The sequence below is a fragment of the Aquincola agrisoli genome (genome assembly GCF_036621135.1).
Classification (GTDB): Bacteria; Pseudomonadota; Gammaproteobacteria; order Burkholderiales; family Burkholderiaceae_C; genus Aquincola; species Aquincola agrisoli.
The window spans coordinates 50,229-72,379 of record NZ_JAZIBG010000054.1; the positions used below are offsets into that span (position 1 = coordinate 50,229).

Annotated in this window: 21 protein-coding genes; 13 read left to right on the plus strand and 8 right to left on the minus strand. The window is 71.8% G+C overall.

Translation table 11 applies throughout. From position 1 onward, the window contains the following. The first annotated feature begins 36 nt into the window (after positions 1-36). On the plus strand, positions 37-1,479 hold the full coding sequence (locus tag V4F39_RS24390; protein ID WP_332292746.1) for a M16 family metallopeptidase: 1,443 nt from the start codon (positions 37-39) through the stop codon (positions 1,477-1,479). Continuing rightward, a complete protein-coding gene (locus V4F39_RS24395; RefSeq protein ID WP_332292747.1) occupies positions 1,476-2,969 on the plus strand; it encodes a M16 family metallopeptidase in 1,494 nt (497 codons plus the stop codon). Before V4F39_RS24390 ends, V4F39_RS24395 begins: the two co-directional genes overlap by 4 nt. 10 nt (positions 2,970-2,979) lie before the next feature. Here the strand turns inward: V4F39_RS24395 and glpK are convergent, their stop codons facing one another. After that, positions 2,980-4,479, minus strand: coding sequence for a glycerol kinase GlpK (gene glpK / locus V4F39_RS24400; RefSeq protein ID WP_332292748.1), 1,500 nt, complete (start codon positions 4,477-4,479; stop codon positions 2,980-2,982). Beyond that, positions 4,476-5,243, minus strand: coding sequence for a DeoR/GlpR family DNA-binding transcription regulator (locus V4F39_RS24405; protein ID WP_378235100.1), 768 nt, complete (start codon positions 5,241-5,243; stop codon positions 4,476-4,478). The genes glpK and V4F39_RS24405 overlap by 4 nt, the downstream gene beginning before the upstream one ends. 201 nt (positions 5,244-5,444) lie before the next feature. Here V4F39_RS24405 and glpD point away from each other — a divergent pair, with 201 nt between their 5' ends. The 7 genes from glpD (at position 5,445) to V4F39_RS24440 (ending at position 13,499) form a co-directional block, all read left to right on the plus strand. Further along, positions 5,445-7,133 (plus strand): glycerol-3-phosphate dehydrogenase, encoded by a 1,689-nt coding sequence (gene glpD / locus V4F39_RS24410; RefSeq protein WP_332292749.1) that lies wholly within the window; start codon positions 5,445-5,447, stop codon positions 7,131-7,133. An 8-nt stretch (positions 7,134-7,141) separates the two neighbouring features. Further along, positions 7,142-8,242, plus strand: a complete 1,101-nt coding sequence (locus V4F39_RS24415; protein ID WP_332292750.1) for an ABC transporter ATP-binding protein — start codon at positions 7,142-7,144, stop codon at positions 8,240-8,242. Between the two features lie 6 nt (positions 8,243-8,248). Further along, positions 8,249-9,331: an ABC transporter ATP-binding protein gene (locus V4F39_RS24420; RefSeq protein WP_332292751.1), complete on the plus strand. Its 1,083-nt coding sequence runs from the start codon at positions 8,249-8,251 to the stop codon at positions 9,329-9,331. Then, complete coding sequence (locus V4F39_RS24425; protein ID WP_332292752.1) at positions 9,328-10,224, plus strand: carbohydrate ABC transporter permease; 897 nt, start codon at positions 9,328-9,330, stop codon at positions 10,222-10,224. Before V4F39_RS24420 ends, V4F39_RS24425 begins: the two co-directional genes overlap by 4 nt. After that, positions 10,217-11,026, plus strand: a complete 810-nt coding sequence (locus V4F39_RS24430) for a carbohydrate ABC transporter permease (protein WP_332292753.1) — start codon at positions 10,217-10,219, stop codon at positions 11,024-11,026. Before V4F39_RS24425 ends, V4F39_RS24430 begins: the two co-directional genes overlap by 8 nt. 336 nt (positions 11,027-11,362) lie before the next feature. Further along, positions 11,363-11,671, plus strand: coding sequence for a DUF2160 domain-containing protein (locus V4F39_RS24435; RefSeq protein ID WP_332292754.1), 309 nt, complete (start codon positions 11,363-11,365; stop codon positions 11,669-11,671). A gap of 94 nt (positions 11,672-11,765) precedes the next feature. Further along, positions 11,766-13,499: an ABC transporter substrate-binding protein gene (locus tag V4F39_RS24440; protein ID WP_332292755.1), complete on the plus strand. Its 1,734-nt coding sequence runs from the start codon at positions 11,766-11,768 to the stop codon at positions 13,497-13,499. A gap of 281 nt (positions 13,500-13,780) precedes the next feature. Here V4F39_RS24440 and V4F39_RS24445 read toward each other — a convergent pair whose 3' ends face one another. Next, positions 13,781-13,966 (minus strand): CsbD family protein, encoded by a 186-nt coding sequence (locus V4F39_RS24445; protein ID WP_332292756.1) that lies wholly within the window; start codon positions 13,964-13,966, stop codon positions 13,781-13,783. 151 nt (positions 13,967-14,117) lie between these two features. On the opposite strand from V4F39_RS24445, the gene V4F39_RS24450 reads away from it, so the two are divergent. Next, positions 14,118-14,939 (plus strand): AraC family transcriptional regulator, encoded by an 822-nt coding sequence (locus tag V4F39_RS24450; protein WP_332292757.1) that lies wholly within the window; start codon positions 14,118-14,120, stop codon positions 14,937-14,939. A 60-nt stretch (positions 14,940-14,999) separates the two neighbouring features. Continuing rightward, a complete protein-coding gene (locus V4F39_RS24455; protein ID WP_332292758.1) occupies positions 15,000-15,971 on the plus strand; it encodes a DMT family transporter in 972 nt (323 codons plus the stop codon). 12 nt (positions 15,972-15,983) lie between these two features. Here the strand turns inward: V4F39_RS24455 and V4F39_RS24460 are convergent, their stop codons facing one another. From V4F39_RS24460 to V4F39_RS24480, 5 genes are all read right to left on the minus strand, one after another. Further along, positions 15,984-17,177 (minus strand): FIST signal transduction protein, encoded by a 1,194-nt coding sequence (locus tag V4F39_RS24460; protein WP_332292759.1) that lies wholly within the window; start codon positions 17,175-17,177, stop codon positions 15,984-15,986. Positions 17,178-17,221: 44 nt separating this feature from the next. Next, positions 17,222-17,854, minus strand: a complete 633-nt coding sequence (locus tag V4F39_RS24465; RefSeq protein WP_332292760.1) for a PhaM family polyhydroxyalkanoate granule multifunctional regulatory protein — start codon at positions 17,852-17,854, stop codon at positions 17,222-17,224. A 67-nt stretch (positions 17,855-17,921) separates the two neighbouring features. Continuing rightward, positions 17,922-18,944 (minus strand): TraB/GumN family protein, encoded by a 1,023-nt coding sequence (locus V4F39_RS24470; protein WP_332292761.1) that lies wholly within the window; start codon positions 18,942-18,944, stop codon positions 17,922-17,924. A 47-nt stretch (positions 18,945-18,991) separates the two neighbouring features. Continuing rightward, positions 18,992-19,474: a retropepsin-like aspartic protease family protein gene (locus V4F39_RS24475; RefSeq protein WP_332292763.1), complete on the minus strand. Its 483-nt coding sequence runs from the start codon at positions 19,472-19,474 to the stop codon at positions 18,992-18,994. Continuing rightward, entirely contained in the window at positions 19,471-20,457 is a 987-nt protein-coding gene (locus tag V4F39_RS24480; RefSeq protein ID WP_332292764.1) for a fumarylacetoacetate hydrolase family protein, read from the minus strand. Before V4F39_RS24480 ends, V4F39_RS24475 begins: the two co-directional genes overlap by 4 nt. Before the next feature lie 10 nt (positions 20,458-20,467). Here V4F39_RS24480 and V4F39_RS24485 point away from each other — a divergent pair, with 10 nt between their 5' ends. After that, a complete protein-coding gene (locus tag V4F39_RS24485) occupies positions 20,468-21,619 on the plus strand; it encodes a DUF3108 domain-containing protein (protein ID WP_332292766.1) in 1,152 nt (383 codons plus the stop codon). A 114-nt stretch (positions 21,620-21,733) separates the two neighbouring features. Further along, positions 21,734-22,051, plus strand: a complete 318-nt coding sequence (locus tag V4F39_RS24490) for a BTH_I0359 family protein (RefSeq protein ID WP_332292767.1) — start codon at positions 21,734-21,736, stop codon at positions 22,049-22,051. Positions 22,052-22,151 lie beyond the last annotated feature (100 nt).

Sequence of the window (22,151 nt, forward strand, 5' to 3'; positions counted from 1 at the left end):
AACCATCGCTCAATGTCCGCGGGCTAGCATGCCTGCATGACATCCCTCCTATTGCCTTCCCGCCGGCGTACCCTGCAGGGCCTGGGCGCGCTGGCCGCCGGCGCCGCAGGGGCCCTGCCCGCGATCGCGGCGCCTGCCGGCCCCTCGCCTGCCGTGTCACTGCCGGCCCTGGGCCTGCGCCAGCGCACGCTGGCCAACGGCCTGCAGGTCATCGCGCTGCCCGACCGCGGTACCGCCACCGTCAGCGTGCAGGTCTGGTACCGCGTGGGCGGCAGGGACGACCCGCCGGGCCGCTCGGGCTTTGCGCATCTGTTCGAGCACATGATGTTCAAGCGAACGCGGCACATGGCCAACGAGATGTTCGACCGCCTGACGGAGGACGTCGGCGGCCAGAACAACGCCTTCACGGCCGAGGACGTCACCGCCTACCAGAGCGAGGTGCCGTCCAACCATCTCGAGCGGCTGCTGTGGGCGGAGGCGGAGCGCATGTCGAACCTCGAGGTGGACCAGGCCAGCTTCGACAGCGAACGCGCGGTCGTCCAGGAGGAGTTGCGCCAGCGTGTGCTGGCCAGTCCGTACGGCCGCCTGTTCAACGCACTCCCCTCGGCCGCCTTCGAGGTCCATCCGTACCGCCGGCCGGTCGTCGGCAGCATCGAGGACCTCGACGCCGCCGGCCTCGACGACGTGCGCGCCTTCCACCGCACCTACTATCGGCCCGACAACGCGGTGCTGATCGTGGCCGGGGACCTCGATGCCGAGGCGTTCGACGCGGCGGTCGACCGCTATTTCGGCCGCCTGGCGCGGCCCGAGGCGCCCATCCCGCGCGTGACCGTCCAGGAGCCTCACCGCCTGCGCGACGCGCGCATCGCGCTGCAGGCCCCCAACGTGCCGCTGCCCGCCGTGGCGCTGGTCTGGCAGGGCCCGCCCGCCCGCTCCGACGACGCTGCGGCGCTCGACGTGGCCTCGGCCCTGCTGTCGGGCGGCGATTCGTCGCGGCTGAACCAGGCCCTCGTGTACCGGGCCCGCAGCGCGCAGGCCTCCGGCTTCCAGACCCGGCTGCACGCCGACGCCGGGATGTTGCTGGCCTACGCGATCGCGGTCGGCGGCAAGCCGGCGGGCGAGCAGCTGCCGGCGCTCGAGAAGGCGCTGATGCGCGAGATCGAATCCCTGGCGCGCGGGCCCATCGCCCCCGCCGAACTCGACAAGGTGCGCACGCAACTGCTCACCGCGGCCCTGCTGGAGCGGCAGACGCCGCAGGGCCGCGCCGCCGCCGCGGGTTGGGCGGTGGTGAACCACGGCGACGCGGCGCAGGCCGACCGTGAGCTGCAGCGCCTGCAGGCCGTCCGGGCGGCCGACGTGCAGCGAGTGCTGCGCCGCCACGTCCTAGAGGGCCGGCGCGTCACGCTCACCTACACCCGTGCCGACGGTGGCGCCCCGCCGCCCGCCGCGTCATCCACCCCCCAGGGAGGCCGGCCATGATCCGCCGCCGTGAACTGCTCGCCGGACTGCCGGCCGCCGCCTTGCTGGGAGCCCGCCCGGCGCAGGCGGCCGATCCCGCGCTCGACGCACCCCCGCCGCCCGGCCCGCCGCGCCCCGTGTCCATCCCGCCGCTGCACGAGGAGCGCCTGCCCAACGGCATGACGGTGGTTGTCGCACCGCGCCGGGGCCTGCCGCTGGTCAGCGCCACGCTGCTGGTGCGTGTCGGTGCCGAATCCGATCCGCCCGATGGCGCCGGCCTGGCCGAACTGGTCGCCGGGCTGCTGACCAAGGGCGCGGAGCGTGGCGGACGGCCCGTCGGCGCGCCGGAGATCGCCCGCCAGGCCGAGGCCCTGGGCGGCTCGCTCGACGCCGGCAGCGGCTGGCGCTCCAGCAGCGTCGGCATGACGGTGACCCCACCCCGCCTGGACGCCGCGCTCGCGCTGATGAGCGATGCATTGCGCAGCCCGCTGCTGCAGCCGCAGGAGCTCGAGCGGCTGCGGGTCCAGGCGGTCGACAACCTGCGCGTGGCCGAGAGCGACCCCGGCAGCATCGCCGACCGGGTGGCGCGGCGCCTCTACTGGGGCGGCGGCGCCTATGGCGCCGTGACCAGCGCCGCATCCCTTCAGCGCTTGACGCGGGACGAGGTCGTCGGTTTCCACCGCCAGGGCTACCGGCCCGGGCAGAGCCTGCTGGTGCTGGCAGGCGACATCACCCCCGAACAGGGCCAGGCCCTGGCCGAGCGCCACTTCGGCGGCTGGCGCCCGAACCGCATGAACCCTTTGCCGAGGCGCGACGGCGTCGGCGCGCCGCTGTCCCCGCGCAGCGTGCTGGTGGACCTGCCCGGCGCAGGCCAGAGCGCCGTCATCGTGCTGGCGCCCTTCACGTCGCTGTCGTCCGACGACCGGCCCGAACTGCGCGCGGCCCAGGTCGCCAACGCGGTGCTGGGCGGCGGCTACTCGGCGCGGCTCAACCAGGAGGTGCGCATCCGGCGCGGCCTCAGCTACGGCGCCGGCACCAGTGTGGAGATGCATCCCGAGGGCGGCGCCTGGCAGGCCAGTGCACAGACCGACCACCGCAACGCCGCCCAGGTGGCCGGCCTGCTGCGCGACGAAGTGCTGCGCCTGGGCCAGGCGCCGCCGTCCGCCGAGGAACTGGCGGCGCGGCAGGCCACGCTGGTGGGCAGCTTCTCGCGCCGGCTCGAGACCAACGGCGGCGTGGCTTCCCTCGTGGCCGGCCAATGGGCGCAGGGCCGGCCGCTGGCCGACCTGGCCAACTACGTGCCGGAGATCCTCGCCGTGACGCCGGCGCAGGTGCGCGACTTTGCTGTTCGGCGCTGGAAGGCGCAGGACCTGCGCACGGTCGTCGTGGGCGACGTGCGGGCCGCGCCGGAGGCCTTCGCGGCCCTGGCCGACGCGGATGCCACCGCCCTGCGCCTGCGGGCCGACGCGCTGGTGTTCGACGGCCCCGGGCTGCAGGCGCCGCCACGCTGAACCGGCCGGATCACGGCGCGGTGGCCTGCCGCACGGCGTGCTCCCAGCCGGCCATCAGGGCCTGCGCCCTGTCGCGCGGCAGCGTCGGCAGGAAGCGCCGCTGCACCTGCCATTGCGCGCTCAGCTCGTCCAGGCTGCCGTACACGCCGGTGGCCAGGCCGGCCAGGTAGGCCGCACCGAGCGCGGTGGTCTCGATGACCTGCGGCCGCACCACCGGCACGCCCAGCAGGTCGGCCTGGAACTGCATCAGCAGGTCGTTGACGCAGGCCCCGCCGTCCACGCGCAGTTCCGTCACCGGCGCGCCGCCCGCGGCCACCGCGTCGCGGCTCATCGCCTGCAGCAGCGCCGCGCTCTGGAACGCGATGCTTTCCAGCGCCGCGCGTGCGATGTGCGCCACCGTCGTGCCGCGGGTGATGCCGACGATGGCCCCCCGCGCGTCCGCCTGCCAGTACGGTGCCCCCAGGCCGGTGAAGGCCGGCACGAACACCACGCCCCCGGCATCCGGCACGCTCTCGGCCAGCGCCTGCACCTGGGCGCTGCTCTCGATGGCGCGCAGGCCGTCGCGCAGCCACTGCACCACCGCGCCGCCGATGAAGACGCTGCCCTCGAAGGCGAACTGCGGCGTCGTGTCCGGCTGTGCCGCCGCCGTGGTGATCAGCCCGTTGGACGAGGTCTCGAAGCGGGTGCCCATCGGCATCAGCATGAAGCAGCCGGTGCCGTAGGTGTTCTTCGCCAGCCCGGGCGCGAAGCAGGCCTGCCCGAACAGCGCGCTCTGCTGGTCGCCCGCGATGCCGGCGATGGGCACCGGCGCCCCAAGGAACTCGGCCTCCGCCGTGCCGAAGAGGTGGCTGGAAGGGTGCACCTGCGGCAGCACGGCGGCGGGCACCTTCAGCAGCCGCAGCAACTCCTCGTCCCAGGCATTGCGGCGGATGTCGAACAGCATGGAGCGCGACGCGTTGCTGACGTCGGTGGCGTGCACCTTCCCGCGGGTCAGCTGCCACAGCAGCCAGCTGTCGACCGTGCCGAAGGCGAGCTCGCCGCGTTCGGCCGCCTCGCGGGCGCCGCCCACGTTGTCGAGCAGCCAGCGCAGCTTGGTGGCGGAGAAATAGGCATCGATCACCAGCCCCGTGGCCTCTTGCACGCGCGGGCCCAGGCCCGCCTCCCGCAGCTCGGCGCACAGCGGCTCGGCCCGCCGGTCCTGCCACACGATGGCGTTGTGGATGGGCTCGCCGGTGCGCCGGTTCCACAGCAGCGTGGTCTCGCGCTGGTTGGTGATGCCGATCGCCGCCAGGTCGGCGGGGGCCAGCCGCGCAGCGGCCATCGCCTCGCGCGCGGTGGCGAGCTGCGAGCTCCATATCTCGCGGGGGTCGTGCTCGACCCAGCCAGGGTGGGGATAGATCTGGCGGAACTCGCGCTGCGCCATCGCGACGATGGTGCCGTGGCGATCGAACACGATGCTGCGCGAACTGGACGTGCCCTGGTCGAGCGCCAGCAGGTAGCGGGGGGTCATGGGGTGTCGTCTCCTGCGGCATGGGGGCCGTCGGCCACCACGCACTGCACGCCGGCCTCGGCCAGCAGGTGCACGAAGGGCGGCGGCGGCGGTTGGTCGGTGAACAGCCGGTCGACCTGTTCCAGCCGGCCCAGTTCCACCATCGCCGGGCGGTTGAACTTGCTGCGGTCGGCGGCGAGCCAGATCTCCCGGGAGTGTTCGAGGATCGCGCGCGCCACCTTCACCTCGCGGTAGTCGAAGTCGCGCAGCGTGCCGTCGTCCTCGATCGCCGAGATGCCGATCACGCCGATGTCGACCTTGAACTGGCGGATGAAGTCGACCGTCGCCTCGCCGACGATGCCGCGGTCGCGCGATCGCACCACGCCCCCGGCGACGATCACCTCGCAATCCGGGTTGCCGGAGAGGATCGCCGCGACGTTCAGGTTGTTGGTGATCACGCGCAGGCCGCGGCGCTGCAGCAGCGCATGGGCGATGGCCTCGGTGGTGGTGCCGATGTTGAGGATCAGCGAGCAGCCGTCGGGGATCGCCTGGGCGACCGCCTGCGCGATGCGGCGCTTGGCGTCGTCGTTGAGCTGCTGGCGCTGGCGGTAGGCGATGTTCTCGACCGTCGAGCTGGGCACCCGCGCGCCGCCGTGGAAGCGCGCGAGCAGGCCCGCGTCGGCGAGCAGCCGCACGTCGCGCCGCACGGTCTGCAGCGTGACGCCGAAGTGTTCGGCGAGCGTCTCGACCGACGCGGTGCCGAGCGCCTTGACGAGCGCCAGCATGCCCTCCTGCCGGGGGTTGGGATTCAACGGGGTGGCCACGGGCGCGAGGTTAGACCCCCGCCGCCGTGACCGGCGCCCACGCTTTGCCTACTTGCCAAGCTCGGCGTCACAGGTTAAAACGAAAAAAGATGCGCGATAACGCGCTCAAAACGAACATCAAACGAACGGCCGTCCCGTCCGGCCGGCAGGAGACACCGACACGTGAAGCCGCCGCCCCCCAGCGCCGAAGCCCTGTCGTGCGACGTGCTCGTCGTCGGCGGCGGCATCAACGGTGCCGGCATCGCCCGCGACCTGGCCGGCCGCGGCGCAAGCGTCGTGCTGTGCGAGCAGCACGATCTGGCGCAGCACACCTCGTCGTCGTCCACCAAACTGGTCCACGGCGGCCTGCGCTACCTCGAGTACTACGAGTTCTCGCTCGTGCGCAAGGCGCTGGCCGAGCGCGAGGTGCTCATCAAGAGCGCGCCGCACATCATGTGGCCGCTGCGCTTCGTGATGCCGCACGATCCGCGCGCCAACTTCCTGCGGCCGGTGTGGATGATCCGCGCGGGCCTGTTCCTGTACGACCACTTGGCCAAGCGCGAGGTGCTGCCCGGCTCGCGCACGGTCGACCTGCGCAGCCACGCCGCCGGCCGGCCGCTGAAGCCGGGCTTCACCAAGGGCTTCGTGTATTCCGACGGCTGGGTCGACGACGCGCGGCTCGTGGTGCTGAACGCGCTCGATGCCCGGGCCCACGGCGCGCAGGTCTTCACCCGCTGTGCCTGCACGCAGGCCGAGCGCGGCGTGAACGGCTGGCGCGCCACGCTGCGGCATGCCGACGGGCGCACCCAGGCCGTGCAGGCGCGCGCGCTGGTCAACGCCGCGGGCCCGTGGACGGCCCAGTTCCTGCGCCAGCAGGCCGGGCTGCAGGGCACCAAGAGCCTGCGGCTGGTCAAGGGTTCGCACATCGTCGTGCCGCGCATGTTCGAGCACGACCACGCCTACATCTTCCAGAACCCCGACAAGCGCATCATCTTCGCGATCCCCTACGAAGACGCGTTCACGCTGATCGGCACCACCGACGTCGAGCACCACGGCGCCATCGGCCAGGCGGCCATCGACGACGGCGAGGTGCGCTACCTCTGCGAGCAGGCCAGCCGCTACTTCGCCCGCGGCGTGCGGCCGGCCGACGTGGTGTGGACTTATTCCGGCGTGCGCCCGCTGCTCGACGACGAGTCGAGCGACGCGTCGGCCGTCACGCGCGACTACCTGCTCGACCTCGACCTGCACGCCGCGCCGCTGCTCAGCGTGTGGGGCGGCAAGATCACCACGTTCCGCAAGCTGGCCGAGGAGGCGGCCGACCTGCTGCAGGCGCCGCTCGGCCTGCGGCAGCCTGCGTGGACGGCCTCGGCGCTGATGCCCGGCGGCGACATCGCCGCATGGGCCGGCCCCGGCCACGAGCCGCCCGGCATGTCGGCGCCCGCCGCGGCCCGGCGCGCGCAGGCCGCGCGGCCGGTGGCGCAGCCCGACGCCATCCCTCGCTTCGACGCCACGCTGGCGCGAACCTACCCCTGGCTGCCCGCGCCGCTGCGCCGCCGCTGGGCCCGCAGCTACGGCACGCGGGTGGCGCTCATCGTGCCGCCGCAGGCCGACACGCTGGCCGCGCTGGGTCCCGAGGTCGCACCGCATCTGTTCGAGGTTGAGCTGCGCTACCTGCACGACGAGGAATGGGCCCGCAGCGCCGACGACGTGCTGTGGCGCCGCACCAAGCTCGGCCTGCATCTCGACGCCGCCGGCCGCCAGGCCGTGGCCGACTGGTGGGCCGTCCACCATCCCGCCGAAGCCGCGGCTGCATCCGCTGCGCAGCGTGTGTCCTCGCCTGCACCCGAGGTGCCGGCCGCCCCGTCCGCCTGAAGGCCCCGATGCAACTCCAACTCGAACGCGTCGGCCAGCAGGTGGGTGCCAGCACCCACCTCTATCCGCTCGACCTGACGCTGCAGCCGCGCGCCGTCACCGTGCTGCTCGGTGCCACGCAGGCCGGCAAGACCTCGCTGATGCGGCTGATGGCCGGGCTCGACACGCCCTCGCAGGGCCGCATCACCGTCGATGGCCGCGACGTCACCGGCGTGCCGGTGCGCGAGCGCAACGTCGCGATGGTCTACCAGCAGTTCATCAACTACCCGTCGATGACGGTGGCCGAGAACATCGCGTCGCCGCTCAAGCTGCAGGGCCGGCTCGACCGCGCCGCCATCGCGCAGCGCGTGCAGGCGCTGGCCGCGCGGCTGCACATCGAGCCCTTCCTGCAGCGGCTGCCGGCCGAGCTCTCGGGCGGCCAGCAGCAGCGCGTGGCGATGGCCCGCGCGCTGGCCAAGGGCGCACCGCTGCTGCTGCTCGACGAACCGCTGGTCAACCTCGACTACAAGCTGCGCGAAGAACTGCGGGAGGAGTTGGTCAGCCTCTTCGCGGGCGGCGATGCCACCGTGGTCTACGCCACCACCGAGCCCACCGAGGCGCTGCTGCTGGGCGGCCACACCGCGGTGATGGACGCCGGCGAGCTGCTGCAGTACGGCCCCACCGCGGAGGTGTTCCACCGCCCGTGCTCGATCCGCGTGGCGCGCGCCTTCAGCGACCCGCCGATGAACCTGCTGCCCGGCCAGGGCACGGCGGCCGGCGTGCAGCTCGCGGGCGGCCTGGTGCTGCCGTGGCCGGCCTCGTTGCCGCCTGCCGCCGCGGCCGCCGGCAGCGTCACGGTGGGCATCCGCGCTTCGGCGCTGCGCGTGCAGCCGCGTGCCGGCGACGTGGCGTTGCCCGGCCAGGTGGAGCTGGCCGAGATCTCCGGCTCCGACACCTTCGTCCATGCCGCCACCGCGGTCGGTGAGCTGGTGGCCCAGCTCACCGGCGTGCACGACCTGCCGCTCGGCAGCCGCGTGACCCTGCACCTCGACCCGTCGCAGGCCTATCTCTTCGACACGCGGGGCGACCTGGTCGCCGCCCCTGCGCGCCCCGATGCGCGCAAGGACTGAACCGCCATGGCCCGCATCGAGCTCGACCTCGCGCACTCGTACAAGCCCGACCCGCAGCAGGACGCGGACTACGCGCTGCTGCCGCTGAAGATGACGTTCGAGGACGGCGGCGCCTATGCGCTGCTCGGCCCCTCGGGTTGCGGCAAGACGACGATGCTCAACATCATCTCGGGCCTGGTGCAGCCGTCGCACGGCACGGTGCGCTTCGGTGACCGCGACGTCACGCGCGCCTCGCCGCAGGAGCGCAACATCGCGCAGGTGTTCCAGTTCCCGGTCATCTACGACACGATGACCGTGGGCGAGAACCTCGCCTTCCCGCTGAAGAACCGCGGCGTGGCGCCCGAGCGCATCCGCCAGCGCGTGGGCCGCATCGCCGAGATGTTGGAGCTGAGCGGCCAGCTCGACCAGCGCGCGGCAGGCCTGGCGGCCGATGCGAAGCAGAAGATCTCGCTGGGCCGCGGCCTGGTGCGCGAGGACGTGAGCGCCGTGCTCTTCGACGAGCCGCTCACCGTGATCGACCCGCACCTCAAGTGGCAGCTGCGGCGCAAGCTCAAGCAGATCCACCACGAGCTGAAGCTCACGCTGATCTACGTCACGCACGACCAGGTGGAGGCGCTCACCTTCGCCGACCAGGTGGTGGTGATGACACGCGGCCGCGCGGTGCAGGTGGGCAGCGCGTCGGAGCTGTTCGAGCGGCCGCGGCACACCTTCGTCGGCCATTTCATCGGCTCGCCCGGCATGAACTTCCTGCCTGCGCATTCCGACGGACGCACGCTGGCCGTGGCGGGCCGGCCCGTGGCGGCATCGGCCGGCTTGCCGGCGGCGTTGCAGGCGCCCGGCGCATTCACGCTCGGCGTGCGGCCCGAGTACGTGGCGCTCGCCGAAGCCGAGGCGCCCGGCGCCTTGCCAGCCACGGTGGAACGGGTGCAGGACATCGGCACCTACGTGCTGCTCACCGCCCGCATCGGCGACGCGTCGCTCAAGGCGCGCCTGTCGCCGCAGGCGGACGTTCCGGCCGTCGGCAGCACCGCCTGGCTGCAGGTGGTGGGCCCGCACACCTGCTTCTACAAAGACGAGGCGCTGGTATGAGCTCGACCCTGAAACCCGTCAACCAGAAGGCCTGGCTGCTGGTGCTGCCGGTGTTCATCTGCGTGGCGTTCAGCGCCATCCTGCCGCTGATGACGGTGGTGAACTACTCGGTGCAGGACATCATCAGCCCCGAGCGGCGGGTCTTCGTCGGCACCGAATGGTTCGCGAACGTGATGCGCGACGAGGAGCTGCACGGCGCGCTGCTGCGGCAGGTGGTGTTCTCGCTCGCGGTGCTGGTGGTGGAGATCCCGTTGGGCATCCTGCTCGCGCTGTCGATGCCGGCGCAGGGCTGGAAGGCCTCGGCCGTGCTGGTGCTGGTGGCCTTGTCGCTGTTGATCCCGTGGAACGTGGTGGGCACCATCTGGCAGATCTACGGCCGCGCCGACATCGGCCTGCTCGGCCACACGCTGGAGCAGCTCGGCTTCGACTACAGCTACACCGGCGACGCCACCGACGCCTGGCTCACCGTGCTGGTGATGGACGTGTGGCACTGGACGCCGCTGGTCGCGCTGCTTTGTTATGCCGGGCTGCGCAGCATCCCCGACGCCTACTACCAGGCCGCACGCATCGACGGCGCCAGCAAGCTCGCGGTGTTCCGCTACATCCAGCTGCCCAAGATGCGCGGCGTGCTGATGATCGCGGTGCTGCTGCGCTTCATGGACAGCTTCATGATCTACACCGAGCCCTTCGTGCTCACCGGCGGCGGGCCCGGCAACGCGACCACGTTCCTCAGCCAGTACCTCACGCAGAAGGCCGTGGGCCAGTTCGACCTCGGGCCGGCGGCGGCGTTCTCGCTGATCTACTTCCTCATCATCCTGCTGCTGTGCTTCATGCTCTACAACTGGATGCAGCGCGTGGGCACGGCCGACAAGGAAGGGGTGGGCCATGAATGAATTGTCCAAGAAGCGCGCCGTCTTCCTGGTCGTCTACCTGGTGTTCGCCATCCTGCCCATCTACTGGATGGTCATGATGTCGTTCAAGACCAACCAGGAGATCCTGTCCAGCTTCAGCCTCTGGCCGCAGCATTTCACCTGGGACAACTACCGCACCATCTTCACCGACCCGTCCTGGTACTCGGGCTACATCAACAGCCTGATCTACGTCGCCATCAACACGGTGATCTCCATCACCGTGGCGCTGCCCGCGGCCTATGCATTCAGCCGCTACAGCTTCCTCGGCGACAAGCACGTGTTCTTCTGGCTGCTCACCAACCGAATGACGCCGCCGGCCGTGTTCCTGCTGCCCTTCTTCCAGCTCTACACGACGGTCGGGCTGATGGACACGCACCTCGCGGTGGCGCTCGCGCACCTGGTGTTCAACGTGCCGCTGGCGGTGTGGATCCTCGAGGGCTTCATGAGCGGCGTCCCTCGCGAGATCGACGAGACGGCCTACATCGACGGCTACAGCTTCCCCCGCTTCTTCCTCACCATCTTCCTGCCGCTCATCAAGGCCGGCGTGGGCGTCGCGGCGTTCTTCTGCTTCATGTTCAGCTGGGTCGAGCTGCTGCTGGCCCGCACGCTGACCAGCGTCAACGCCAAGCCCATCGTCGCGACGATGACACGCACGGTGTCGGCCTCGGGGATGGACTGGGCGACCCTGGCGGCCGCGGGCGTGTTGACCATCGTGCCGGGCGCGATCGTCATCTGGTTCGTGCGGCACTACATCGCCAAGGGCTTCGCGATGGGGCGGGTATGACGGTCTGCCTATACAACTTGCGTGGAGTGGTGCTTCAGGATCAGGGGCGCGGGGTGGCTTGCTCCGCTCATGTCCCCCGGCATCGGCCTGCGGCCGCTGCCTCCTCCTTGACTTCGCTGCGCAAGCCACCCCGCACCCCTGATCCCGCGCGGCGGTGTCTCGTTATCGACCGAAGAGGCGCAGCGCCTCTTGCCAAGTGGCAGGGGTGGCCGACGCAGCGAAGTCAAGGAGGAGGGCCGGGCGCAGCCCGGACCGGGGGACATGAGCGGAGGCGGCCCCCCCTGGCGCTTGGCGCGTCACAGACAGCCTTGCCAACGTCCTCACAGGAGGCACCACATGTTTGACTGGATGGTCTGGACCACCCCGGTAGCGGTGTTTTTCACCTGCATCGTCCTGATGCTCGCCGGCATGACCGTGTGGGAGCTGAAGTCGCCCACCGTGCTGCGCAAGGGCTGGCTGCCGATGGCCACCACGCGCGGCGACCGCCTCTTCATCGGGCTGCTGACGGCGGCCTACATCAACCTGGCGTTCGTGGGCCTGGGCGCCCGGATGGCGGAGTGGTTCTCGCTGGAGCAGGAGCCCAGCGTGTGGATCAGCCTGGCGCTCTCGATGGCCGTGCTGGCCGTGATCATGAAGAAGGGGTAGGGCACCCCGCGACCCTGGTCATCCGGCCCGGAGCTTCCCCGGGGGCCGTGGTCACCGAACCGCAAAGACGGGGAAGCACATCGAGGAGACAGACATGAAGTTGCGTCACAGCGCACTCGCCCTGGCCGCGGTCCTCGCGGTGGCGGGCTCATCCGCCTGGGCCGGCGAGGCCGAGGCCAAGAAGTGGATCGACAGCGAGTTCCAGCCGTCCACGCTCAGCAAGGAGCAGCAGGCGGCCGAGATGAAGTGGTTCATCGACGCCGCCGCCAAGCTCAAGGCCAAGGGCGTGAACCAGATCTCCGTCGTGTCCGAGACCATCACCACGCACGAATACGAGTCGAAGACGCTGGCCAAGGCCTTCGCCGAGATCACCGGCATCACCGTCAAGCACGACCTGATCCAGGAAGGCGACGTGGTCGAGAAGCTGCAGACTTCGATGCAGTCGGGCAAGAGCATTTACGACGGCTGGATCAGTGACTCCGACCTGATCGGCACGCACTACCGCTACGGCAAGATCCTGAACCTGACCGACTACATGGCCGGCGCGGGCAAGGAGTTCACCAACCCGGGCCTCGACCTGAAGGACTTCATCGGCACCAAGTTCACGACGGCACCCGACGGCAAGCTCTACCAGCTGCCCGACCAGCAGTTCGCCAACCTGTACTGGTTCCGCGCCGACCTCTTCGCGCGCCCCGAGATCAAGGACAAGTTCAAGGCCAAGTACGGCTACGACCTGGGCGTGCCGCTGAACTGGAGCGCCTACGAGGACATCGCCGAGTTCTTCACCAACGACGTGAAGACGGTGGACGGCAAGCCGATCTACGGCCACATGGACTACGGCAAGAAGGACCCGTCGCTGGGCTGGCGCTTCACCGACGCCTGGCTGTCCATGGCCGGCACGGCCGACATCGGCGCGCCCAACGGCCTGCCGATCGACGAGTGGGGCATCCGCGTGGCCGACGACAAGTGCACGCCGGTCGGTGCGGCGGTGGAGCGCGGCGGCGCCACCAATTCGCCGGCCGCCGTCTACGCGCTGACCAAGTACGTCGACTGGATGAAGAAGTACGCGCCCAAGGAGGCCACCGGCATGACCTTCGGCGAAGCCGGCCCGGTGCCGGCCCAGGGCCAGATCGCGCAGCAGATCTTCTGGTACACGGCCTTCACCGCCGACATGACCAAGCCCGGCCTGCCGGTGGTCAATGCCGACGGCACGCCCAAGTGGCGCATGGCGCCGGGCCCCAACGGACCGTACTGGAAGCAGGGCATGCAGAACGGCTACCAGGACGTCGGCTCGTGGACCTTCTTCCAGGGCCACGATGCCAACAAGACGGCCGCGGCCTGGCTGTACGCCCAGTTCGTCACCGCCAAGAGCGTGAGCCTGAAGAAGACCGTCGTCGGCCTGACGCCCATCCGCGAGAGCGACATCCAGAGCAAGGCCATGACCGACATGGCGCCCAAGCTGGGCGGGCTGGTCGAGTTCTACCGCAGCCCGGCGCGCGTGGCCTGGAGCCCGACCGGCACCAACGTGCCCGACTACCCCAAGCTGGCGCAGCTCTGGTGGAAGAACGTGGCCCAGGCCGTCACCGGCGAGAAGACGCCGCAGGCCGCGATGGACACGCTGGCCAAGGAGATGGACGACGTGATGGCGCGGCTGGAACGCGCGGGCATGGCCAAGTGCGCACCCAAGCTGAACAAGCGCGAAGACCCGAAGAAGTGGCTGTCGGACAAGCAGGCGCCGTGGGCCAAGCTGGCCAACGAGAAGCCCAAGGGCGAGACCATCGCCTACGACACGCTGCTCAATGCCTGGAAGGCGGGCAAGGCGAGGTGATGGGGCACCCGGTGCCACGGGTACGTGGCCCCACCCGCCGAGCGGGTCGCGGGCCTGCTTGGGGCGGCCCGGCGCTGGCCCGCGGGGAGGGGCACCCGGTGCCACGGGTACGTGGCGCCACCCGCCGAGCGGGTCGCGGGCCTGCTTGGGGCGGCCCGGCGCTGGCCCGCGGGGAGGGGCACCCGGTGCCGCGGGTGGGTGGCACGGCCGCGTCGGTTCCCAACGCCAAGCGGGCCCCTTGAAGGGGCCCGCACGGGTCGGTGGAAGGCGCGGAACGCGCGTCAGTGCCGCTTGAGGGCATCCTTCACTTGTTCCTTGGCGTCGCCGTAGGTGGCCTGCGTCTTGCCGGCCACCTGGTCGCCGCGGCCTTCGGCCTTCAGCTTCTCGCTGCCGACCACCTTGCCGGCAGCTTCCTTGACATGGCCCTTCGCTTCTTCGGCGCGGCCCTTCACTTGGTCCTTGTTCATTGCTGAGTCCTTTCGGGTTTGGCGGCGGCACCGGGACCGCCGTCCGCTGGTCTGTTCAGCGGTGAAGTGACTGTGCCGTGCCGGCCGCTGCGGGCCCGTCGGTGCGCGGCTCGGACGCATGTAGGCAGTCGCCGCATGCCATCATCGGCGCATGCAAGGCGTGCCCGAGCAGTTCCTCCATCCGGCCGACGCGGCCGAGTTCCGCCGCCCGGCGCACCGGCAGGGCGTCGAGCTGTACCGCGCGCACATCGTCCGCCACGCGTTCGAACCGCATACGCACGAAGCCTTCGGGCTGGGCGCCATCGCCAGCGGCGTCGAGCGCTTCCGATACCGCGGCACCGAGCACCTCGCGCCGGCCGACTCGCTGGTGCTGATGAACCCCGACGAGTTGCACACCGGCCGCGCCGAGACGGCGGGCGGATGGCGCTACCGCATGCTCTACCTGGATGCGCCGCTGCTGGCGGAGCTGGCCGGCGAGCCCGGGTGGTGGTTTGACGCCGCGGTGCTGCACGATCCCCTGCTGGCGCGCCGCCTCGGCGGCACGTTGGCCGCGTTGTGGCAGGTGTCCGATCCCCTGGCGTTCGACGGCCTGCTGCTCGACCTGGTGCAGGCGTTGCGGCCGCATGCGCGCATCGGCCGGCCGGCCCGGCCCGAGGGCGAGGCACGGTTCGACCGGGTGATCGATTACCTGCACGCCCACCTCGCGCAGCCGCTGACGCTCGACATGCTGGCCGGGGTGGCCGGGCTGAGCCCCTTCCATTTCCTGCGCCGCTTCAAGTCGGCCCACGGCGCCACGCCGCACCAGATGCTGATGGCGCTGCGCCTCTTCGATGCCAAGCGGCGCCTGGCCGCCGGTGAGCGGGCGGCCGACGTGGCCGCCGCCGTCGGGCTGGCCGACCAGGCCCACCTGACCCGCGCCTTCGCCAGCCGCTACGGCGTGACGCCGGCGCGTTATGCGCGGCAGGTGGCGTAGCCGCCCCGGAGCAATCCTGTTCAAGACGGCTGCCGCCGGCTGGCGCACACTCGCGCCGCCATGCTCGTCGGAACCCTCTTCGCCCTTGCGGCCGGCCTCATGTGGGGCTTGGTCTTCGTCGCACCCTCCCTGCTGCCGGACTACCCCGCGGCGATGCTCGCCTTCGGCCGCTACCTGGCCTTCGGGTTGATCGCGCTGCCGCTGGTGTGGCTGGACCGCGCACGGATGGCGCAGTTCACCCGGGCGGACTGGATCGAGGCGGCCAAGCTCTCGCTGGTGGGCAACGTGCTGTACTACATCTGCCTGGCCGCGGCGATCCAGCGCGCCGGCGGGCCCTTGCCCACCATGATCATCGGCACGCTGCCGGTGGTGATCGCGATCTGCTCCAACCTGCGCGACGCCCGGCGTGACGGGCGGCTGCCCTGGCTCAGGCTGCTGCCGTCGCTGGCGCTCATCGCGGCCGGCATCGGTTGCGTCAACCAGGTCGAGATCGCGCACCTGCGGGCCGATCCGCAGGCCGACCTCGGCCGCTACGCGACCGGGGCGCTGCTGGCGGTGGCGGCGGTCGCCTGCTGGACCTGGTATCCGCTGCGCAATGCCGACTGGCTGCGCGCGCATGCCGACCGCAGCCCGCGCAGCTGGGCCACCGCGCAGGGGGTGGCCACGCTGCCGATGGCGGTCGTGGGCTTCGCCGGCGTGTGGATATGGAACGCGGCCACCGCCCAGCCGCTGGCCATGCCCTTCGGGCCGACGCCGGGCCTGTTCGTCGGGTTGATGGTGGCGATCGGCCTCTTCGCCTCCTGGCTCGGCACGATGTGCTGGAACGAGGCGAGCCAGCGGCTACCGACGACGCTGGTCGGCCAGCTGATCGTGTTCGAGACGCTGTCCGCGCTGGCCTACGCCTTCCTGCTGCGCGGCCAGTGGCCGGCGCCGGCCACGCTGCTGGGCGTGGCGCTGCTCGTGGCCGGCGTGGCCTGGGCGCTGCGGGTGCGCCCCGAGCCGGCGCAGGCCGCGCAGGCCCACGCCACCTGAACGCGAGGCCGCTCAGGCGGGGTGCAGGAACACGGTGAGCACGCCCGTGTAGCCGTAGAGGTGGCGGTGCCCGATCTCGCCGCCTGCGAAGAAGCCGACGAGCGGCACGTCGCCCAGCGCGTGCTGCACGATCTGCAGTTCGGCCGAGGGCGCGCCGAAGTGCGGCCCGCCGCGGCCGGCGCAGCTGATGTAGATCGCGCCGGCCACGCGCTGCAGCGGGTCGGCGGGGGGCTGCGGCCCGCCGGCGACGGCGGGCAGCAACTCGGGCTCCAGCTCCTCGCGGATCTCGGCGCAAATGCGCACCAGGTCGCGCCGTGCGGCCGCCGTGTCGCGCGCGCAGAACGCCAGCTGCATGCCAGGCTCGACGAGGTCTGCCACGGCGATGCCCCGCGCGCCGGGGTCGAGCCCGATCAGGTGGCGCACCCGCGTGTCGGTGCCGAACTGGCCGGCGCGCGTCAGCAGGTCGCTGCGGCCGTCGGACAGGCCCACCAGCGTGGCGCGCAGGCGCGGCAGCGCCGCGCGGGGGTCGTCGAGCCCGATGCCGAGGTCTTCGAGCAGGCAGTCCAGCGCCGGCCGGCCGTCGAGCTCGGTCACCACGTTGCGCTGCGCGGCGGTGACACGCCGCACCGGGCCCACGGGCTGGCAGCCCTGGGTGACGCGCGACAGCAGCGGCACGTCGCGGGTGAAGCCGACGCCCGACAGGCCGCCGCGGCAGACCGCGTCGGCGATGTGCATTGCGCCGCTGCGTCCGGCCGCCAGGCCGCCGAAGAGGTAGCCGGAGGCCGTGCGCTCGCTCAGCTCGGCGATCAGCTCGGACAGGTCGTGCGTGGACGGGTCGGCGTGCACCAGGGCGGTGTAGGGCTCGACAGCGCCCAGCGGTTGGGCACCCGAAAACACCTGGAACCGCTCCGTCGGCAGCGGCGCCAGCATCAACGCGAGCGCGGGCTCGTCGATGTACTCGACGCCGCTGGCCGCCACGCCCACGCCCACCGAGCCTGTCCAGTGCAGGCCGGGCCAGCGCTGGCGCAGCTCGTCCAGCAGCGCCTCGGCGTGCGGTGCGTAGTGGTCGCTGAAGTACACGAAGCCCAGCGTGAAGGGCGGTGCGTCGGCGTGCAGCGCGCGCTGGGCGTCGATCTGCGCTGCCGCCAGGGCGAGCGCCATGCGCCAGTCCGGATGGGTGGCGTGGGCGTGGATGAACGGCGTCATGCCGGCAGTGTGCACCGGCCGCGGGGTGCGCGGTCGGCCGGGCCTCAGCGCGGTGCCGCGCGCTTGCGCGGCGCCGCCTTGCGGGCGGCAGGCGATTTGCGCGCCGGTGCCGCCTTGGCGGCGGGTGCGGCCGCCGCTGGAGGGCGCGCGGCAGGCGCGGCGGCGGACGCCGGGTGGATCTTGGCCATCTGGGCGACCTGGGCCGAGCCGTCCTTGAGGGCCGTGGCGGCCAGTTCGGTGAACTGCTTGGTCAGCGCGCCCCACCACTGCATCGGATCGACCACGCCGGCGGGCGCGGGCGCTGCCTCGGCCGCCGGCGCTTCGCCGGGCGGCTCCGTCGGCGCCGCAGCCGCGGGCGGCTCGGCGGCCTCGGGCACCTTGATCTTCATCGCCTCGTGCAGGTCCTGCACCTGCACGTTCATCGTCTTCAGCGTCGAGAGCGTCATGCGCTGCACTTCCAGGGCCTGGATGGTCGCGGCGAGCATGCGGGCGTTCTGCTCGAGCCAGAACTGCACGGTGCGCAATTCCTCGATGCGCTTGTTCAGCTCCTCGGGATCGAGCGTCGGCGCGACCCACTGGCCGATGGACGGCAGCGCCGAGCCGGCGTTTTTCACCAGGTCCTGCAGGAAATCGAAGCCCGGCACGAGTGCGCTGAACGGGGATGCGGTATCGGCCATGTCGGTGTCCTGGGAGTTCGATGCGCGCCGATTGTGCCCACCGGCCGGGGCATCGTGCACGCGGGTATCACCGCGGCAGCGGCACGCGCTCGACGGTGTAGCCGCGTGCCGCCAGCAGCCGCGGCAGGCCCTGCGGCCCCGTCATGTGCAGGGCACCGACGGCCACGAAGAGGCGTCGGCCCTCGCGGTGCAGCGCGTCGATGCGGTCGGCCAGGCCGGGGTTGCGCGCGTCGTTGAGCCGCTGCAGCTGCCGGCGGTCTTCGTCGCTCTCGACACATTCGCACCACTGCTCGTAGTGCTCGAGCTGGCCGAGGTCGCCGCGTTCCCAGGCCTCGGCCAGTTGCCGGATCACCGGCGGCGCGCGCTGCTGCTCCAGCTGCTCGACCATCTGCCGCACCAGGCGCAGCGCCTCCTCGGGGTCGTCCGGCACCAGGGCCTGGAGCTGCAGCTCGGGGGTTTCCAGCGACACCACCTTGCGCTGCACCGCCCGCATGAAGCCGGCCAGCGCCAGCTCCTGGGCGAAGGCCGGGTCCAGCCCGTCGCGCCGTCCGGCCAGCATCGACAGCGTCAGCGCCTGCATCACCGGATGCAGGCCTTCCAGCTGCCGCATCGGCACGCAGGCCGCCTCGGCCAGCCGCGCGAGCCGCTCGCGCAACGCGGCCGGCACAGGCGGCGCGGCGTCCGCGGGCACCGTGAGGGTTTCGGCCATGCGGCGTGCCGTGGCGGGGTCGGTGAAGTCCAGCTCGAGGGCCAGCGTGTCGCTGGCGAGCAGGGCCTCGCGCACCTGCGGCCCGGGCACGCTCCACGCCAGCCGGCCGAGGTGGAGGGTGCCGTAGAGGTAGGAGCGGTGCCCGCCGTGTTCGATGCGCCACAACAGCCCGCGGTTGCGCGCGGCGGCGATCTCGGCCTGCAGCTGCGCCTCGGTCGGCGCGGCCGCGGCGGGCGGGCACGCCGCCCGCGGCGCGGCGGGTGCGGCCGGCTGCGCCAGTGCGCTGCCCAGGCCGCAAGCCAGCAGCAGGGCTGCCCGGCGCAGCAGCGACGCGGCGCGGAGGGCGAGGGCCGCGGCGCGCGGCAAGGCGGAAGGGGGCATGGCGGGAACGTGGGCGATCGGAGGGAGGGCGTGCGGCCGGGCGGCGGTCAGTGGGGGGCCGGTTCGAGCCGCAGCACGCCGCCGCGCTGGCTGAAGTGCATTCTCGACAGGATGTCCATGCCGAGCAGCGGGGCCTCGAGGGCCGGCAGCACCGCCACGCGCAGCTGCGTGGCGGTCACGCCGCCCTGCAGCACCACGTCGGCGCGTGCCAGGCCGCCGCGCACCGTGCCGCCCGCCGTCGACGAGGTGATGCTGCCCTGCACGACCAGCCCGGCCCGTTCGGCGAGCGCCTGCGGCAGCGCGGTGCTCGTGGCGCCCGTGTCCACGAGGAACTCCACCGCCACGCCGTTGACATGGCCGGGCCAGTGGAAGTGCCCGTCCGGCGAGCGGCGCAGCTCGATCACGCCGCCGTCGGCGCTGAAGCGGGCGCGCTGCTGCTGCGCCTGCCACCACTGCACGCCCAGGAACACCGCCACGCCGACCACCAGCCACGCGGTGATCACCTTGAAGGTGCGGGACAGTTCGGTCATGCCGAGACCGGAGCGACGTCCTGGTCGATCGCGCCGAACACGCTCTGGCCGTCCGCGCCCTTCATCTCGATGCGCACGGTGTCGCCGAAGCGCATGAAGGGGGTTTTCGGCTCGCCGTGCTCGATCGTCTCGATGGCGCGCTTCTCCGCGATGCAGGCGTAGCCGCGCGACCAGTCCTTGTTGCTGACGGTGCCGCTGCCGACGATGCTGCCGGCGCGCACGTTGCGCGTCTTCGCGATGTGGGCGATCAGCTGGCCGAAGTGGAAGGTCATCTCCGGGCCAGCCTCGGTGAGGCCGACGGTGCGGCCATTCCAGGCCGTCGACAGCGTGAGGTGCACACGTCCCTCGCGCCAGGCGCCGCCGAGCTCGTCGGGGGTCGCGGCCACCGGGCTGAAGGCCGTCGCCGGCTTGCTCTGGAAGAAGCCGAAGCCCTTGGCCAGTTCGGCCGGGATCAGGTGGCGCAGGCTCCAGTCGTTGGCCAGCATCAGCAGGCGCACGCCTTCGAGGGCTTGTCCGGGCGTGGCGCCCATCGGCACGTCGCCGGTCACGACCGCCAGCTCGGCCTCGAAATCGATGCCCGATTCCTCACTCGCGAAGCGCGCGTCGTCGCAGGGGCCGAGGAAGTCGTCGCTGCCGCCCTGGTACATCAGCGGGTCGGTGTAGAAACTTTCCGGCACCTGCGCGTTGCGAGCGCGACGCACGAGCTCGACGTGGTTGATGTAGGCTGACCCGTCCGCCCATTGGTAGGCGCGCGGCAGCGGCGCCATGCATTGCGCCGGCTCGAAGGCGAACGCATGCCGGGCCCGGCCGCCGTTGAGCGTCTGGTAAAGGTCTTCGAGCTGGGGGCTGAGGTAGTTCCAGTCGTCCAGCACCTGTTGGAGCCGGGTGGCGATGCCGGTCGCAAAATGGGCCGTGCTCAGGTCGCGCGACACGACGACGAGTTGTCCGTCGCGCGAACCATCCTTGTACGTAGCGAGTTTCATGAAAGCGATTGTGAGGGCTCCCTCCATCCTTCCCGCGCCGCGCGGACCCTGGCGCCGCCGGCTGGTGCTGTGCGGTGTGGCCACCGCCACCGTGCTGGCGCATGGCTGGGGCCTGAGCACCGTCGGGCGGGCCGCGCCGCCGCCGGAGCGGGCCACGGCCTTGACGGTGCGCAGCGTCCCGGCGCCGGTGGCCCTGCAGCAGCCTGCCGTGGAAGCCGCCGCGCCGGCCGCCGAGGCCCAGGCGCTGGCCATGGCAGCGGCGCCGCCCGCCGGGCCGGCGCGGCACGCAGGTGCCATGCCGGTCGACCGCAGTGCACGGCCGGCGCCCGCAGCCGATGTGCATCCGCAGCCGCGAGGGGGTTCTTCGGAGTCGTCCCCCGAGGCCATGGCGCCGCCGCCGGCTGTGCCGGAGGCTGCGGCCGAGCTGCCGGCGCAGGCGCCGGAACAGGAACCCGTGCAGGTGGCCGCGGTGACCGCGGGCGATACCGCCGAACCGTCCGAAGCCATCGACGTGCCCGTGTACCCAACGCGCCTGCCGGCAGCGTTCACCGCGCACTACACGCTGCACCGGGGCCTGCTCAGTGGCACGGGGTCGCTGCGCTGGGCCCCCGCGGGGGACGGCTCGCACTACGAGGCCCGGCTCGAAGGCAGCGTGGCCGGCTTCAACGTGCTCGACTGGACCAGCACGGGCGCGCTCGACCGCGCCGGCGTGGCGCCCGAACGCTTCCTCATCCGCCGCCGGGGCCGCGATGCGCAGGCCGCCAACTTCCAGCGCGGACCGGGCAAGATCACCTATTCGGGCCCTTCCGTGCAGTACGACTTGCCGGCCGGCGCCCAGGATCGCCTGAGCTGGATGCTGCAAATCGGCGGCGTGCTCAATGCATCGCCGCAACGCTTCGGCGTGGGCTCGCGCCTGTCGTTCTTCGTGTCGGGCGCCCGCGGCGATGCCGACCTGTGGCACTTCGCGGTCCTCGGGCTCGAGAAGGTCGAGCTCGCCCACGGGCGCGAGACGCTCGCGCTCAAGCTGCTGCGCGAGCCGCGCAAGCTGCGCGACACGCGTGTCGAGGTGTGGCTCGATCCGGCGCAGGACCACCGGCCCGTGCGCGCCCGCCTGTCGACCGAGGGCAATGGGGATGCCCTCGAGCTGCGACTGGCCGATTGACTCCCCCTGATCGAAGCCTTTTTCGTCCCGCGGGGAACCCGGCGGGCCGGGAGGTCATCCCATGGCTTGAATATTGCGTTGACGAACCCACCTGGCGTGCAAGGAGAGAACTCCATGTTGATGCTCTACAACTCGGACAGTTTCGCGGTGGTGCAGTTCGATCTGCCTTCGCAGCCGTCCGACCTGAACGCCGGTGACCTGTCTTCCAGCGACGAAACCTCTGCCGCCGATCAGCCGGCGCCGTTGACCCGCGGCGGCTACGAGATCGTCGACAAGTTCGCCCGCAAGGAAATCTTCCTGGAGGGCGCGATGGCCGAAAGCTTCAAGGAAGGCGTCGAGGCGTTGATCCAGACCAGCCCGTCGGAAGACGAGCTCGACGACTACATCGCGCGCTTCACCCAGCTGGCCCAGCACCCCGTCGTGCTGCATTGATTCGCCCGGCCGGGCAAGGCCTTGTCCTCGACAGGGCTTGCCCGGGCACGCAGGCTGCGCCAAGATCAGGCGCCGATTGCCGCCGCGTGCTGTGAAACCG